This is a genomic window from Kitasatospora sp. NPDC048715 (assembly GCF_043198905.1).
Taxonomy (GTDB): domain Bacteria; phylum Actinomycetota; class Actinomycetes; order Streptomycetales; family Streptomycetaceae; genus Kitasatospora; species Kitasatospora lactacystinica.
On sequence record NZ_JBICVH010000019.1, the window covers coordinates 71150 to 87433 of the forward strand.

Consider the following 16284-nt stretch of genomic DNA (forward strand, 5'->3'; position numbering starts at 1 on the left):
CCACCTTCCCGATGGAGCCCCAGGTGACAGACAACCCCTCCCGCACCCGGAGGACCGCCCGCCGCTGGCTGGCCACCGCCGCGGTGACCGCCGCGGCCCTCGGCGGCGCCACCGCGATCGCCGCCGCCGACACCACCCCCGCCGACAACTCCGCCGCGCCGCCGGCCGTCGAGGACTTCTCCTACCCCGGCGCCGCCGCCATCACCAAGGTGAAGCTGCTGCGCGGCGACGGCCACATCCTGCTCGCCGACTGCGGCAAGCCCAACCAGATCCAGATCGGGACCCTGGCCCCGGGCAACCCGGACAACCAGATCTGCTTCACCGTCACCGGCACGACGGGAACCCTCTCCCTCCAGCTGCCCGACGTCTTCTTCATCCAGACCAGCGGCGGCCGCGCGGTCCGCGCCGGCCTCACCGTCGGCACCACCACCCAGACCGTCGACGTCCCCACGAACGGCTTCCAGGGAGTCGGCGAAGGCACCGGCGGCGACAAGGCCGCCCTCGTCGAGCTGACCGTCACCGGCTGACCGCCACCGCCCCGCATCCGCCCTTCACGTTGGGAAGAACACCTCATGCTTCGCAACTCCTCGTCCCGCAACCTGCGGGCGGGTGTGCTGGTCGCGGCCGTGGCCGCCGGCACACTGAGCACCTTCGCCCCGGCCCAGGCCGTGGTCGGTGACACGGCCGCCGACGGTTCCTACGCCGCCACCGCCCGGATCGTCGTCGGTGACAACCTGCGCGGCTGCACCGGCGCGCTGGTGGACCGCTACTGGGTGCTGACCGCCGCCTCCTGCTTCTCCGACGACCCGGCGCAGCCTCAGGCCCTGGCGGCCGGTGCGCCGAAGTGGACCACCGCCGTGACGGTCGGCGCGAAGTCGGCCCAGGTGGCCGAGCTGGTGCCGCGCACGGACCGTGACCTGGTGATGGCCCGCCTGGCCACGCCCGTCGACGGCATCGCCCCGCTGCCGCTGGCGACCACGGCTCCGACGGCCGGGCAGTCGCTGCGTGTTCCCGGTTTCGGCCGGACCAAGGACGAGTGGGTGCCGGGCAAGCTCCACTCCGGTGTCTTCAGCCTCGACTCCGTGGCCGCGACGGGCATCGGCACGACCGGTACCGGTGGTGCTGCGGTCTGCAAGGGCGACACCGGTGCCCCGGCGATCCGTGAGGTCAACGGTAAGGCCGAGCTGGTGGCCGTGGCCTCGCGCTCGTGGCAGGGCGGCTGCCTGGGCACTCCGGCCACCGAGACCCGCACCGGCGCGTACAGCTCCCGGGTCGACGACATCGGCGCCTGGGTGCAGGAGGTGCGCTTCCGTACGACGGAGGTGACGGCCGGCCTGCACGTGCAGGTCATCGGTTCGGACACCAAGCTGTGGGACACCGTGGCCGACTACAAGGCGGGCAGCTGGCTCGGCAAGTGGTCGCCCGTCCCGAGCGGCGCCCTCTCCGCCGTGGACTCGGTGGCGACCGGTGACACCGTGCACGTCTTCGTCGTCGGCTCGGACGGCAAGGTCTACACGCGTGACGGCAAGGTCGGCGGCTACTGGACCCCGTGGGGCGAGGTCCCGGGCGGTGCGGTCGGGGTCAAGGGCGTCACCGCGACCGCCCGGGGCAACACCGTCAGCCTGCAGATCATCGGCGTCGACGGCTCCCTGTACAGCACCCAGGCCGATTACACGGCCGGCCGGTGGGTCGGCTCCTGGGAGCTGGTCAGCGTCAACAACCTGAAGGCGATCACCAGCGCCACCACCGCCGACGGCGTCGTCCACGTCTTCGTCATCAACGAGGACGACAAGGTCTACACCCGCGACAACCGGCCCGACGGCAGCTGGACCCCGTGGGGTGTCATTCCAGGTGATGCCGCCGGCGTCAAGGGCATCACGGCGGCTGCCCGCGGCAACATCGTCGACCTGCAGATCATCGGCTCGGACGGCTCCCTCTTCAGCACCAACGGCAACTTCGACGCCGGCCGCTGGGACCCCGCCTGGACCAAGGTCAGCGACAACCACCTGAAGGCGATCAGCAGCAGCGCCGAGGGCAACGTCGTCCACGTCGTGGCCATCAACGAGGACGACAAGGTCTACAACCGCGACGCCGACTACAACGCCGGCCGGTGGACCCCGTGGGGCGAGGTCCCCGGCGGCATCACCGGTGTCAAGGCGATCACCGCCGCCACCACCGGCTGACCCGGCCCGAACCACGTCCCGCCGGGCCGGCCGCCATCCGGCCGCCGGTCCGGCGGGGCACCCACTTCTCGTACTCCTCAGGGGGAATTCCTGATGTCCCGCAACTCCCAGGTCCGCGCCCGTCGGGCGGGTGTGCTGGTCGCGGCCGCCGCCGCCGGCACGCTGAGCAGCTTCACGCCGGCCGGCGCCGTGGTCGGCGACACGGCCGCCGACGGTTCCTACGCCTCCACCGCGCGGCTGGTGATCGGTGACAACCTGCGCGGCTGCACGGGTGCGCTGGTCGACCACTACTGGGTGGTCACGGCCGCGTCGTGCTTCTCCGACGACCCGGCGCAGCCGCAGGCGCTCGCCGCGGGTGCGCCGAAGTGGAAGACGACCGTGACGGTGGGCGCGAAGTCGGCGCAGGTGGCCGAGTTGGTGCCGCGTTCGGACCGTGACCTGGTGATGGCGCGTCTGGCCACGGCGGTGGACGGTGTCGCGGTGCTGCCGCTGGCGACCACGGCTCCGACGGCCGGGCAGTCGCTGCGCGTTCCCGGTTTCGGCCGGACCAAGGACGAGTGGGTGCCGGGCAAGCTCCACTCCGGTGTCTTCAGCCTCGACTCCGTGGCTCCGACGGGCATCGGCACCACCGGTACCGGTGGTGCGGCGGTCTGCAAGGGCGACACCGGTGCCCCGGCGATCCGCGAGGTCAACGGAAAGGCCGAGCTGGTGGCCGTGGCCTCCCGGTCCTGGCAGGGCGGCTGCCTGGGCACCCCGGCCACCGAGACCCGCACCGGCGCCTACAGCTCCCGGGTCGACGACCTCGGCGCCTGGGTCAAGCAGGTGAAGGCCTCCCGTCCGGCCAGCGAGCTGTTCGCACTCGGCGGGGACAGCAAGATCTGGACCAACGAGGGCGCGTACACCACGAACGTGTGGGGCACCTTCGAGGCGGTGCCGGACAGCATCGGCACGCGTCAGGTCAGCGCGGTCACGATGGGCGACACGGTGCGCCTGTTCACGATCGGCGGCGACCAGCGGATCTGGACCGCCGCGAAGAACAGCACCACCAACACTTGGAGCCCGCTCCAGCCCGTGCCGAACAACAGCGGCATGCGGCAGGTGACCGCCGTCGCCATGGGCGACACGGTCCGGCTGTACGCGATCGGCGGCGACCAGCGCATCTACACCGCCGCGGGCAACTACACCACCGGCACCTGGACCGGGTTCGAGGCCCTGCCCAGCAGCTCCATCAAGCAGGTGACCGCCACCGCCGTCGGCAACACCGTGCGCCTGTTCGCGATCGGCGGCGACGACACGATCTGGATCACCACCGGCGACTACACCGCCGGGACGTGGACCACCTTCGAGCAGATCGCCAGCAGCTCCATCCGGCACATCGCCGCCACCACGATCGGCAGCACGGTGCGCCTGTTCGCCGTCGGCGGCGACCAGCAGATCTGGACCACCGACAGCACCGCCAACGGCCCCTGGACCACCTTCGACCAGGTGCCCGGCGTTCTGGGCGTCAAGCAGGTCGCCACCACCACCATCGGCGACACCATCCGGCTGTTCGCCCTCGGCACCGACGACGCGATCTGGACCGCCGACAAGAAGGCCGACGGCAGCTGGACCACCTTCTACAAGGTCGACAGCAGCGCCATCCAGGGCATCGCCGCCACCACCGGCTGACCCGCCCCGCACCCGCCCCGCGGGGGCCGTCGGCACGAGACCGACCGCCCCCGCGGGTCCCCGCAGGCCCGCTCGAAGGGAAAGTCCGCATGTCCCGCAAGTCCCAGTTCCGCTCCCGGCGGGCGGGTGTGCTGGCCGCCGTGGCGGCGGCCGCCGCCGGCACGCTGACCACCTTCGCCCCGGCCGGTGCCGTCTCCGGCGACACGGCGGCCGACAGCGCCTCCGCCACCGCCGCGCGGATCGTCGTCGGCGACCACCTGCGCGGCTGCACCGGCGCGCTGATCGACCAGTACTGGCTGCTCAGTGCGGCGTCGTGCTTCGCCGACGACCCGGCGCAGCCGCAGACGCTCGCCGACGGCGCGCCGAAGTGGAACACCACCGCCACCATCGGCGCGAAGTCGGCCCAGGTGGTCGAGCTGGTGAAGGCCGAGGGCCGTGACCTGGTGATGGCCCGCCTCGCCTCGCCCGTCGACGGCGTCACGCCGCTGGACGTGGGCACCGCCGCGCCGACGGCCGGGCAGTCGCTGCGGGTGTCCGGCTTCGGGCGCACCAAGGCCGAGTGGGTCCCGGACAAGGCGCACACCGGGGCGTTCAGCCTCGACACGGTGAGCGCGACCGGCGTCGGCATCACGGGGACGGGCGGTGCGGCGGTCTGCAAGGGCGACACCGGCGCCCCGGTGGTCCGCGAGGTCAACGGCAGGGCCGAGCTGGTCGCCGTGGCCTCCCGCTCCTGGCAGGGCGGCTGCCTGGGCGTGCCCGCCGCCGAGACCCGCACCGGCGCGTACGCCTCCCGGGTGGACGACCTCGGTCCGTGGATCACCAGGACCAGGAACTCCACCCCCTCGGGGACCGTGGTGAAGGCGTCGCCGTTCACGGTGGTCGACCCGGCCACCAACCATCCGCTGACCTTCGTCCAGGACAGCAGCAACCACCTGTGGTCGTACGACCCGTTGGGCGAGGGCTGGTCCGACCTGGGCGGCTACGCTGCCGCGCGCCCCACGGCGATCGCCACCCCGGCCGCCGACCCGGCCGACAGCCATGTGATGGTGTACGTCAACGGGCCGGACAACAAGCTCTGGTCCTACGACCGCACCACCAAGCACTGGACCCCCTTCGTCCTGACCCCGGCCGGGACGGCGCTGGCCCCCGACGCGGTGCCGCGCACGGTCGTGGACCCGACCACCAAGCACCTGGTCACCTTCGTCCGGGACACCGCCTACCACCTGTGGTCGGTGGACCCGCAGGGCGAGGGCTGGTACGACTACGGCGGCCTGGCCGCCACCGACCCGGTGCCGGTGGTCAACCCGAACGACGGCCACGTCGTGGTCTTCTTCAACGGGCCGAACAACCGGCTGAACTACATCGACCGCCGCAGCGCCGGCCGGGTCGAGTTCCCCCTGACCACGTCCGGCACGGCGATGGCCCCGGACGCCGTCCCCTCGACGGTCGTGGACCCCGCCACCGGGCACTTCACCACGTTCGTCCGCGACACCGCCCACCACCTGTGGTCCGCCGATCCGTGGGGTCCCGGCTGGCGCGACCACGGCCCGGTGGCCGCCACCGACCCGGTCGCGTTCGCCGACGAGGCCGGCAAGCGGACCGTGGTGTACGTCAACGGCCCGGACTACAAGCTGAACGCGCTGGACTTCTCCACCGGCACGCTGACGCCGTTCGCCCGCACCCTGGCCGGGGACTCCGTCCCGCACACCGTGCTCGACCCGGTCACCAAGCACCCGGTCACCTACGTCCGGGACTCCGGCAACACCCTGTGGTCCTTCGATCCGGCGGGCCCCACCTGGGCCCGCTTCCGCGGCGGCCCCTCGGTCTGATCCCCGCCGTGCCGTCCGCGGCCGGTGAACCTCCTGCGCACCCCGCGCACCTGCGGCGTGCCCTCCTTCCCGAACGTTCCAGGGAGATCCCTCATGTCCCGCAAGTCCCAGGTCCGCTCCTGGCGGGCCGGCGTGCTGGTCGCGGCCGCTGCCGCCGGCACGCTGAGCACCTTCACCCCGGCCGTCGCCGTGGTCGGCGACCCGGCCGCCGACGGCACCTACGCCTACACCGCGCGCCTGGTGATCGGCGACAACGTGCGCGCCTGCACCGGCGTGCTGGTGGACCGCTACTGGGTGGCCACCGCGGCCTCCTGCTTCTCCGACGACCCGGCGCAGCCGCAGGCCCTCGCGGCGGGCGCGCCCAAGTGGAAGACCACCGCCACCATCGGCCGCACCGACCTGACGACCGGCGCGGGCACGGTGACGGAGGTCGTGGAGCTGGCGCCGCGCCAGGACCGTGACCTGGTCCTCGCCCGGCTGGCCAAGCCCGTCACCGACATCGCCCCGATCGCGGTCGCCACCACCGCCCCCAGCGCCGGGGAGACGCTGCGGGTGCCCGGGTACGGCCGGACCAAGGCCGAGTGGATCACGAACAAGCTGCACAGCGGCGCGTTCAGCCTCGACACCGTGAGCCCGACGGGCATCGGCACCACCGGTACCGGCGGCGCGGCGGTCTGCAAGGGCGACACGGGCGCCCCGGCGATCCGCCAGGTCAACGGCAGGGCCGAGCTGGTGGCCGTGGCCTCCCGCTCCTGGCAGGGCGGCTGCCTGGGCGTGCCCGCCACCGAGACCCGCACCGGCGCGTACTCCTCCCGCGTCGACGACCTCGGCGGGTGGATCGACCAGGTCCGCGGCGGCTGGTGGGACACCGTCACGGCCAACCCGGCCGCCCGCAGCTCGGTCTACGACCCGGTCCGGAAGATCTCCACGGTCTTCGCCGTCGACAGCAACCACCACGTGGTGTTCTCCACCAGCCCGGACGGCACGACCTGGAGCGGCTGGGCGCAGGTCGGTGGCGACTGGGAGTTCGCGAGCGTTCCCACCGCGCTGTACAACCCCTCCACCGGCGGCACCGAGCTGTTCGCGATCGGCACGGACGGCGTGCTGTCCCAGACCTACTGGATGCCGGACGGCCAGGGCTGGCGCGAGTGGTACTTCCAGGACCGCGGCCCGAGGTTCACCGGCAGCCCCACCGCCGTCTACAACCCGGCGACGAGGACCGCGGAGGTCTTCGCCACCCGGACCACCGGGCTCGTCGCGCACTCGTACTACACCCAGGGCACGACGGGGTGGAGCGGCTGGACCGACCTCCGCGGCAACGGGGAGTTCGTGAGCAGCCCGAGCGCCGTGTACAACCCCTCCACCGGTGGCATCGAGCTGTCCGCGATCAACAGCGACGGCGTGCTCAAGCAGACCTACTGGAAGTCGGACGGCCAGGGCTGGCGCGACTGGTACGCCCAGGACTCCGGCTGGACGTTCTCCGGCAGTCCCACGTCCGCCTACAACCCGGTCACCAGGACCGTGGAGGTCTTCGCCACCCGGACCAGCGGGGTCGTCGCGCACGCGTACTACACGCCGGGCATGACGAAGTGGAGCGGCTGGTACGAGATCCCCGGCCGGCAGTTCGCGGGCTCGCCGTCGGTGGTCTTCGACCCCGCCACCGGCGGTTTCAAGCTGTTCGTGGTCGGCGGTGACGGTGTCCTCGCCCGGGCCGAGTGGCAGCCCGACGACAAGCGGTGGCGCGACTGGACCTCCGTCGGGGACTGGAAGTTCACCACCGGCCGCTTCCCGACCGTGACGTTCAACGCCACGGCGGGCGTGCTGGACCTCTTCGCCACCGGGCAGAACGGCGCCCTGAACCACGTCACCTACAAGGCCGACCCGGTCCCGGGCGGTTGGGGCGGCTGGACGACGATCGAAGGCAGGACGATGATCACCGGCTGACGCGCGGCACCGAGCGCCGGAAGCACTCCGGGCCCGGCCCTTCCCCCGATCCGTCGGGGGAGCGGCCGGGCCCGGGCCGTCGTGCGAGCCGTCGGAGGCGCCGTCAGAGCCGTTCGGGCACCGGGTTGCCGACGGCCTCGATGGCGCGGCGGACCGGCACCTTCAGCAGGACGACGAAACCGATGACGAAGAAGATCAGCAGCGAGATGATCGCCGAGCGGTAGCTGCCGGTGATCTGGTAGGCGAGGCCGAAGACCAGCGGGCCCATCCAGCTGGTGCCGCGGTCGCTGACCTTGTAGAAGCTGAAGTACTCGGCCTCCTTGCCCGGCGGGACGAGGTGGGAGAACAGGGAGCGCGAGAGCGCCTGGCTGCCGCCGAGCACCAGGCCGATCATGCAGGCCAGGACGTAGAACCAGGCGGGCTGGTGGGCGGGCATGAAGTAGCCCAGGGCCAGCGTGACGACCCAGCCGACCAGCGAGCCGAGGATGGTCCGCTTGGCGCCGTACCGGTGGGCGATCCGGCCGAGCAGCAGGGCGCCGCCGATCGCCACGACCTGGACCAGGAGGACGGCGGTGACCAGCGAGGTCTGCTCCATGCCGAGTTCCTCGCTGCCGTAGAGCGAGGCCTGGGAGACGACGGTCTGGATGCCGTCGTTGTAGCAGAGGAAGGCGGCGAGGTAGAGCAGCGTGAGCGGGTGCTTGCGCATGCCGCGCAGGGTGTCGGCGAGTTGGCGCAGGCTGCCGCCGGCGGGCTCGCCGTCCTCGGCCGGGGCGGCGGTGGGGCTGGGGGCGATGCCGGCCCGGGAGGGCAGCCGCAGCATCGGGACGACGGTGAAGAGCGCCCACCACAGGCCGGCCGAGGCGAGGCAGATCCGCACGGCGGTGCCGGAGTCCAGGCCGAACGCGTCGTGGCCCTGGAAGAGCGCCAGGTTGGCGATCAGCAGCAGTCCGCCGCCCGCGTAGCCGTAGGCCCAGCCCTTGGAGGAGACCTTGTCGCGTTCGTCGGGGGAGGCCAGGCCGGGCAGGTAGGCGTAGGAGAGCGCGACCGAGACCGCGTACGAGATGTTGGCGACCACCAGCAGCGCGCCGCCGAGCAGGTAGCGGTCGCCCTGGAGGAGGAACATCCCCATCGTGGCGAGCGAGCCGAGGTACGCGAAGCCGCACATCAGTTCCTTGTGCCGTCCGGTGCGGTCGGCGACCGTGCCGGTGAACAGCATCACCGCGACCGAGAGCAGCACGGAGAAGGAGACCGTGTAGGGGAAGAACGATCCTGCACGGATCGTCAGGCCGAGCGGGTGCACATTGCCGGCCGCGTCGGCGGCGTCCTTGGCGACGGAGGTCAGGTACGGGCCGAGGAACACTGTCAGGACGGTGGCCGAGAAGGCGGCGTTGGCCCAGTCGTTGACGTACCAGCCGAACTGTATCCGGCGCAGGGCCCGTCCGTCGTCGTCGGCGGCCGCGGGGCCGGCGGCGGGATCGGTCGGTGGGTCGTCCGGCAGGTGCGTCGCCGAGTTCGTGGTGCTCATGGGGTTCCCATCACCGTGCTGGAGCCGGTACTGCCGTCCGTCCAGCAGCCGCGCTCGCCGAGGACGTCCCGCAGGACGTCGATGCGATCGGCCATGATGCCATCCACGCCCAGGTCGAGGAGAGACCTGATCCGTGTGGGATCATCCACAGTCCAGACGTGCACCTGGAGCCCGAGCCGGTGGGCGGCGCGGACGAAGGCCCGGTCGACCACCCGGACGCCCCGGTGACGCTCCGGCACCTGGGCGCACAGCCCGGCGAACGGCGCCCCCCGGCGCCGGGACAGCGGCCCCGGACCGGCGGACGGCAGGAACGATTCGGCCAGCGAACGCAGCCGCAGCCGGGCGACCTCGCGGGGGCCGAGCGAGGTGGCCAGCCGGGGACCGCCGGCGGCGCGGACGGCGGCCAGCCGGGTGTCGGAGAAGCCGCCGACGCAGACCCGGTCCCAGGCGTCGGTCCGGCGGATCGCCTCGACCAGCGGACCGACGGCCGGCGCCGCCTTGACGTCGATGTTGAAGCGGGCCCCGGGGAACGCGCCGAGCAGGTCCTCCAGCAGCGGCACCGGCTCGGTCCCGCCGATCCGGGCCCGCCTGACGGCCTCCCAGGGCAGCTCCGCCACCGCCCCGGCGCGGTCGGTGACCCGGTCGAGGCGTGAGTCGTGGAAGGCCACCAGCACGCCGTCGGCGGTGGCGTGAACATCCGTCTCCAGGTAGCGGTACCCGAGCGCGACGGCGGCCTCGAAGGCGGCGAACGAGTTCTCGGGGCGCCCGAGGTCACCGCCCCGGTGCGCGAAGGCGAGCGGCCCGGGGTGGTCGAGGAAGGGGTGCATGTGCTGCTCCGAGCTGCGGGGACAGGGACCCGGCGGGGCCGCGCGGCCGTGGTCCGCGGGCGTACCGCGTTACAGTATTACGCACCCTGTCAAGCAGTAACGCTCCGTTTCACCCCCGATCCGCAGGACCGGCCCCGGGCCGGGCCGCCCCTCAGCCCCCCGCTCCGCCGCGGACGTCCCGGCGCAGTCCCAGGATCTCCGCGACGGCCTCCAGCCAGCGGGCGAGCAACTGGTCGCCGTCGACGGTGGTGACGGTGGTGGCCGCCGAACCCAGCCAGTCGCGGGCGAGCCGGGCCGGTTCCGTCCCGGGGAGCGGCTCGGGGAGGTCGGCGGCGTAGCGGGCGCCGCCGCTGCGCACCACCTCGGCGAGGAAGGCGAGCGACCGGGGGAGCACCCCCAGCCGGTCGGCGGCCAGCGCGGCCGCGATGGCGCCCTCGCCGAACAGCGCGGCCCGGTGCGGGCCGGCGAAGGCCAGGCCGTAGCGGAGCATGGCGGACACGTCGAGCTGCCGCAGCTCGTCGTCCGTCCTGGGGCGGAAGCGGTCGTCGGGGCTCATCGGACCGTCACCGTGTAGGTGTTGCGCACGACCAGTTTCCTGTTCTCGTCGCTGGGGGCGGGCAGGTTGCAGTAGCTGCGGAAGCAGTTGAGGAGGGTGACGGCGGTGGTCCCGCGGCCCTTGGCCTCGAAAGTGTAGAAGCGGGTGCCGCCGACGCCGTCCGAGGTCTTCGACTTCTCCGGGAGGTCGAGCCGCTCGTCGGCCAGGGCGGCGACGGCGGCGTCCGGCCTCGGGTCCACGACGCTCCAGCGGTCGCCGGCCGAGGTGTTGTCCGGGACGGCGACCGTGAAGCGCTCGCCGACGGCGAGGTCGACCGAGCGCTCCTGCGCGCCGAGCACCCGGCCGCGCTCCGGCCCGTTCCGCGCGGCCCTCGTGTCCTGCCCGCAGGCCGACAGCCCGGCCGCCAGGACGGCCGCCAGCGCCGCCGCCCGGACCGGCATCCTCGTGAACACCCGTACCGTCCCGGTCACTTCGGCAGGTGGACGGCGTAGGCGGTGGGCAGCCGGTTGTCCGAGGCGCCGCCCATGCGGCCGTTGACGAAGTCGTCCTCGCTGACCCAGGTGGTGGTGCCCCACGGGTTGTAGATCTGCAGCATGTTGCCCTCCTGGCCGACGATCATCATGGCGTGGCCCGACCGCTTGCCGTCCTTGTCGTAGCCCTCCACCCCGACCGGCACTGGCTTGCCGTCGGCGACCGCCTTCTCGATGTCCGGCAGGAGCTCGCGCCGGTCGTCGGGGTTCGGCATCTTCTTGTAGTCGAAGTCGGCGCCGGTGTGCGGGCTGACCTCCTTCTCCAGCACCTTCTCCTTGCCGTCCGCCCCCATGCCGTCCCAGTTGTCGCCGCCGTCGCCCTCCTGGTGCACCCGGTGCTGCTCGGCCAGCAGCCGCTGCTGGAAAGCCGCCGGGTCGTCCTCCTGGCCGGTCGGCCCGCCGGTCAGGTCCAGCGCGTAGAGCGGGTCGACCATCGCCCGGGCGGTGACGGTGGAGGAGGCGACGCAGGTGCCCTCGGTGTTCGCCTGCTGCCAGCGGGCGCCGTCGAAGGTGACCTCGTCCGTGTTCTTGTTGGAACCGTCGTCGTTGGTCCCGCCGCTGGTGGTGTCGTCGTCCTCGGTGTGGACGGGCGTCAGGTGCGTCCGGAGCCACTCCGGGTCCTTGCCGTGGATCTTGCCCTGGAACGCGCGGATCTCGTCCATGTTGTGACCGGCCGCCAGCGCCTTCATCAGATACGCGCGCTCCTGCGGGGACTTGGAGTCGGCGAGCAGCTTCTCGAAGTCCGCCCGGTCCTTCTCGTTCATCTTGTCCAGGTACTCGCCGGACCGCTTCATGTCGTTGGCGGTCAACAGCTCGTTCAGCTCGGTCGGACCGTCCGGACCGGAGGTCTCGGCCAGCACGAGCTTGTCGGCGGCGGTGACCGCGCCGGTCTTCATCTTGCCCGCGCGGGCCTCGGAGGCCAGCTTGTTCAGGTCGCGGGCCGCCGCACGGGCGGCCTCGTCGGCGCGCTTGGCTGCGCTCAGCATCGCGTCGACCTGGGGCACGGCGGCCTGCTGCGCCTTCTTGCGCGCCGCCTCCTCGTCGTCGCCCTCGAACCAGTCGTCGAACCAGCCGTCCTCACTGCCCAGCGAGCCCAGCACCTGCTGGAGCGCGGACCGCGCGGCGCTGTCCTGGCCCTGGGCGTTGCGCAGCGCGTCCGCGAGGCGGAGCAGGGCTATCCCGCCGTTGTGGAGCGCGCTGGTCTGCTCGTCGACGGCGCGGGCCGCGGCGGCCACCACCTCGGCGGCCTTCGCCCCCGTGGAACCGGTCCAGACGTCCGGCAGCCCGGCGGTGGCGACCGCCAGGACGTCCTGGTGGAGCTGGTTCGAGTCGGCGGCCGCGTTCTTGTAGCGGTTGCCGGTGGCCTCGATGGTGCCCGGGTCCCCGACCGGCGCGTGGACCGCGAGGGCTCCCTTGATCGCGGAGATCAGCCCGTTCTTGCTGTCCGCCTCGCGGACGTCCTTCAACCGGTCGCTCAGCGCCTTGCAGCGCTGCGTGGTGGATTCGCCTGCCATGGCGGCTCGTTCGCCCCGTTCCCGTTGCCCGTGGTGTGGTTCCTGCCGCTGCCCGTCGGCTCCTCGTCGGCCGCCGGGCTGCGCGTACAGCCGCGCGTTCGGCCGCGCGTGCGGACACGCGTACAGCCGCGTGTTCGGCCGCGGCCCGTGTGCCGGACTCAGCCGAAGGGCCGGTACCCGCCGCTGCCCGAGGCCGCCACGAGGTCCTTCACCACGGCGCCGTCGGCCGACTGGTAGCCGGCCGAGGAACCGCGGACCTTGCCCGCCAGCTCGCTCAGCGCGCTCTTGATCGTCGCGCTCTGCGCCTGCCAGGAGCTGCTGAAGTTCTGGTACGCCGGATCGACGTCCTCACCCCCGAACACGTCAGCGGTGTAGCACACCGGATCGCTGATCGCCGTCCCGATCGTGCCCTCGTCCCCGGACGCCTTGTCCAGCGCCTTCGCCTGGCCCTCGGCCCCGCCGGCCTGGATCGCGTACCCCGACCCCTGCGCCATGGTTCCCCCTCGTGCGTCCCCCGAGCCGTCCGCGCGACGGCGTCCGAGCACCATACGGGCCGTCCGGTGCCCGGGCAATTCGTATCGGGCCTGGTGGGGGCGCTGTTGCAGATTCATGACACACCGTCCACCGATCGGTCACGGCGCCCCGCCGAGGCTTGAGCGGGCGCCGTCCTGTCAGCGCGCCGCCGGTGTCCTGTCAGCGGTGACAGCGCCGCGTCCGCGTCCTGTCCGCGCGGTGCAAGTGCCCCGGACCACGCTGGTGTTGAAACGGAGCAACCCACGGGAGGTCACCATGTCCAACAGCATCCGGCCGCACTCCGGCACCCGCCCCACCTCGGTCCTGGTCTCCGGCGCCGGGATCGCCGGCACCGCGCTCGCCCACTGGCTGAACCGCTACGGCTTCCGCGTCACGGTCGTGGAGCGGGCCCCCTCGCTGCGCGGCGGCGGGCAGGCGGTGGACATCCGCGGCGCCGCCCTGACGGTGGTCGAGCGGATGGGGCTGCTGGAGGAGGTCCGGGCCCGCCGGACCGGGCTGCGCGGGATGTCCGTGGTCGACGCGGACGGCCGCGAGCTGCGCAGCACCACCGAGTGGACGGCCACCGGCGGGCCGATCGGCGGCCCGGACGTGGAGATCCTGCGCGACGAACTCGCCGAGCTGATCGCCGGAGCGGACGGTGGCGCCGCGGGTGACGGGACCGCCGCGGGTGACGGGACCGCCGGGACCGCCGGGCCCGGCGTCGAGTACCGCTTCGACGACTCGATCGCCACCCTGGCGCAGCACCCGGAAGGCGTCGACGTCCGGTTCCGCGGCGGCACCGAGCGCTCCTTCGACCTGGTCGTCGGCGCCGACGGCCTGCACTCGAACACCCGGCGCCTCGTCTTCGGCCCCGAGGCGGACTACCTCCACCCCATCAACACCTTCGTCGCCGGCTGGAGCGCGCCCAACCACCTCGGTCTCGACCGCTGGGAGATCGCCCACCGGGACGGCGACGACCCGAACTGGTTCTGCATGGCGATGACCGTCCGCGGCAACAGCGAACTGCGCGTCTTCGTCGGCTTCCACAGCGACGAGCCGATCGACGACATGCTCCCGCGCGACCCGGCCCGCCAGCGGCAGTTGGTGGCCGAGCGCTCCGCCCACGCGCGCTGGGAGCTGCCGCGCTTCCTGGAGGCGATGCGGGAGTCCGACGCCTTCCACTACGACGTCGTCGCCCAGATCCGGATGGACCGCTGGTCCAACGACCGCGTCGTCCTGCTCGGCGACGCCGGCTACTGCTGCTCCCCGGCCACCGGCCAGGGCACCAGCGTGGCGCTGACCGCCGCCTACGTCCTGGCTGGCGAACTGCGCGCGGCCGACGGCGACCACCGCGCGGCCTACCCCGCGTACGAGCGGCGGCTGCGCGACCACGTGGCCGCCAACCAGGCGATCCTCGACGTGACCGGGGACCGGAAGGCCCGGTCCGAGGCCGTCACGAACCTCGGGCAGTCCGATCCGAAGCTGGAGGCGGCCTTCCGGGCGGCGCTCGACTTCGACCTGCCGGACTACTGACCGGCCGGACCGCCGGCCGGCGGGGCTCCGCCCACCGGTCGGTGGGCGGAGCCCCGCCGGGCGCGGGCGGTACCGCCTAGCCGGCGACGGCCGGGGAGAGCTCCGCGGCGAGCCGGCGCAGATCGGGGCCGTACTCGGGGTTGGCGAGCGCAGCGGCGAACTGGGCGCGCAGGTAGGCGGCGGGGTTGCCGGTGTCGTACCAGGTGCCGGCGATGACCTGCCCGTAGACCGCGCGCCGCGCCGCGTAGGCGTTGATGGCGTCGGTCAGGTAGACCTCGTCCTCGGGCTTCTCGTGCCAGCGGAGCGTCAGTTCGCGCAACTCGTCGACGATGCCGGGGGTGATGACGTAGCCGCCGATCGCCGCGTACGAGGAGGGCGCGTCGGCCGGCTTCGGCTTCTCGACCAGACCGGTGATCCGCAGCGAGCCGCCGCCGAGGTCCTCCTTCACCACCGGCACGCCGTAGCGGTAGGAGTCCTCGGGAGCCATCGGCATCAGCGCGAGCACCGGCGCGTTGGTCTGCTCGTACGCCCGGATCAGCTGCTGCGCGCGGGGGACCTCGGCCACGAAGACGTCGTCGGGCCAGAGCACCAGGCAGGGCTCGTCGCCGAAGTGCCGGGCGGCGTTGAGCACCGGGGTGCCGTTGCCGTACGGGCCGTGCTGGTAGAGGTAGCTGATGTGGCCCTTGCGGGACAGCTCGCCGACCTCCTCGACCGCCGCCGCGAAGGCCGCCTTGCCGTCCCGGCGCAACTGCTCGACCAGGACGGGGTTGGGGCGGAAGTGCTCCTGGATCAGGCCCTTGTCGCCGTTCACGACGATGGTGATGTCGGTGATGCCGCTCTCGATCAGCTCGCGCACGGTGTGCTCGATGACCGGCTTGTCGCCGACGGGCAGCATCTCCTTCGGCGTGGCCTTGGTCAGCGGCAGGAGGCGGGAGCCGAGGCCGGCGGCGGGGATGACGGCTCGGCGGATCGTCCTGGGGGCCATGTGGCGCTCTCTCGTTTCGTGGGAGGTGCGGCGCCGTGGTGACGCGGCGTCCCGGTCGACGCTATCAAGCGCTGACGTGCCGTTAAGTAGACGGTCGGCATACGGAAGTTGGCCCCGCGGAAGCTGTCCGGATTCACCGGCGGCCGTGCGTGCCCGCGTGTGCCCGCCGCGTCCCGCACCGCCGCGCACCGCCTCGCCCGCACGGCGGACGGCGGACGGCCGCGGCGGGGCCGGGCCCTTTTTGCTCCCGCATCGTTGCCCATACCGGAAGACCACCCGAGGAAGACCACCGGAGGTTCCCATGACGGACGAGACCGGAACGACGTGCGAGACCGGAGGGACGGGCGAAGCCGAAGGGACGGGCGAGCCCGGCCCGCCGCCGTACCGCAGCTACACCTGGGACGACGAGCACGGGGCCGTCCACGCCATCCTCTATCCGGGCGAGGAGGAGGCCGACGAGGAGCGCAAGGCCGGGTTCCGCGCGATGGGCGCCCGGATGCTGGCCGACCTGATCGCCGAACGGGAGGCGGAGCACACCCCTCCGTTCCCCGGCGTGCCGGACCTCCGCCTGATCCACGGCGAAGGCACCGCCTGAACAACGTTCCGCGCCACAGCACTTGCTCCAATCCACCCCCGCGCACGCGCCCCGGCGCGCACGCGGGCGGTGCGCGCCGGCC

The 16284-nt window shown here is 72.8% G+C and carries 14 protein-coding genes; 7 read left to right on the top strand and 7 right to left on the bottom strand.

Features of this window, described 5'->3' with window-relative positions; all coding sequences use genetic code 11:
- Nucleotides 1-23: 23 nt before the first annotated feature.
- From ACGFSC_RS31630 to ACGFSC_RS31650, 5 genes are all read left to right on the top strand, one after another.
- A complete protein-coding gene (locus ACGFSC_RS31630) occupies nt 24-527 on the top strand; it encodes a hypothetical protein (protein WP_392864297.1) in 504 nt (167 codons plus the stop codon).
- 45 nt (nt 528-572) lie between these two features.
- The gene (locus ACGFSC_RS31635; protein WP_359914873.1) at nt 573-2183 is read left to right on the top strand and encodes a trypsin-like serine protease; all 1611 of its coding nucleotides are present in this window, start codon (nt 573-575) and stop codon (nt 2181-2183) included.
- A 93-nt stretch (nt 2184-2276) separates the two neighbouring features.
- Entirely contained in the window at nt 2277-3851 is a 1575-nt protein-coding gene (locus ACGFSC_RS31640; RefSeq protein ID WP_359914870.1) for a trypsin-like serine protease, read from the top strand.
- A gap of 89 nt (nt 3852-3940) precedes the next feature.
- Complete coding sequence (locus ACGFSC_RS31645) at nt 3941-5680, top strand: trypsin-like serine protease (protein WP_359914867.1); 1740 nt, start codon at nt 3941-3943, stop codon at nt 5678-5680.
- 93 nt (nt 5681-5773) lie between these two features.
- Nucleotides 5774-7624: a trypsin-like serine protease gene (locus tag ACGFSC_RS31650; protein ID WP_359914864.1), complete on the top strand. Its 1851-nt coding sequence runs from the start codon at nt 5774-5776 to the stop codon at nt 7622-7624.
- A 103-nt stretch (nt 7625-7727) separates the two neighbouring features.
- On the opposite strand, the gene ACGFSC_RS31655 is transcribed toward ACGFSC_RS31650, so the two are convergent.
- The 6 genes from ACGFSC_RS31655 to ACGFSC_RS31680 form a co-directional block, all read right to left on the bottom strand.
- Entirely contained in the window at nt 7728-9149 is a 1422-nt protein-coding gene (locus ACGFSC_RS31655) for an MFS transporter (RefSeq protein ID WP_359914861.1), read from the bottom strand.
- Nucleotides 9146-9976, bottom strand: a complete 831-nt coding sequence (locus tag ACGFSC_RS31660) for a glycerophosphodiester phosphodiesterase (RefSeq protein WP_359914858.1) — start codon at nt 9974-9976, stop codon at nt 9146-9148. Before ACGFSC_RS31660 ends, ACGFSC_RS31655 begins: the two co-directional genes overlap by 4 nt.
- Before the next feature lie 151 nt (nt 9977-10127).
- Nucleotides 10128-10532 carry a hypothetical protein gene (locus tag ACGFSC_RS31665; RefSeq protein ID WP_359914855.1) on the bottom strand — a complete coding sequence of 135 codons (405 nt, stop codon included), beginning with the start codon at nt 10530-10532 and terminating at the stop codon, nt 10128-10130.
- Nucleotides 10529-10984 carry a protease inhibitor I42 family protein gene (locus tag ACGFSC_RS31670; protein WP_359914852.1) on the bottom strand — a complete coding sequence of 152 codons (456 nt, stop codon included), beginning with the start codon at nt 10982-10984 and terminating at the stop codon, nt 10529-10531. Before ACGFSC_RS31670 ends, ACGFSC_RS31665 begins: the two co-directional genes overlap by 4 nt.
- Before the next feature lie 14 nt (nt 10985-10998).
- Nucleotides 10999-12576, bottom strand: coding sequence for a peptidoglycan-binding protein (locus ACGFSC_RS31675; RefSeq protein WP_359914849.1), 1578 nt, complete (start codon nt 12574-12576; stop codon nt 10999-11001).
- A gap of 158 nt (nt 12577-12734) precedes the next feature.
- Complete coding sequence (locus tag ACGFSC_RS31680; RefSeq protein WP_359914846.1) at nt 12735-13070, bottom strand: hypothetical protein; 336 nt, start codon at nt 13068-13070, stop codon at nt 12735-12737.
- 295 nt (nt 13071-13365) lie between these two features.
- Between ACGFSC_RS31680 and ACGFSC_RS31685 the strand changes: the two genes are divergently transcribed.
- Nucleotides 13366-14622 (top strand): FAD-dependent monooxygenase, encoded by a 1257-nt coding sequence (locus ACGFSC_RS31685; protein ID WP_359914843.1) that lies wholly within the window; start codon nt 13366-13368, stop codon nt 14620-14622.
- 76 nt (nt 14623-14698) lie between these two features.
- Here ACGFSC_RS31685 and ACGFSC_RS31690 read toward each other — a convergent pair whose 3' ends face one another.
- Nucleotides 14699-15607: a UTP--glucose-1-phosphate uridylyltransferase gene (locus ACGFSC_RS31690; protein WP_359915279.1), complete on the bottom strand. Its 909-nt coding sequence runs from the start codon at nt 15605-15607 to the stop codon at nt 14699-14701.
- 301 nt (nt 15608-15908) lie between these two features.
- Here ACGFSC_RS31690 and ACGFSC_RS31695 point away from each other — a divergent pair, with 301 nt between their 5' ends.
- Nucleotides 15909-16202 carry a hypothetical protein gene (locus ACGFSC_RS31695; RefSeq protein WP_359915281.1) on the top strand — a complete coding sequence of 98 codons (294 nt, stop codon included), beginning with the start codon at nt 15909-15911 and terminating at the stop codon, nt 16200-16202.
- Nucleotides 16203-16284 lie beyond the last annotated feature (82 nt).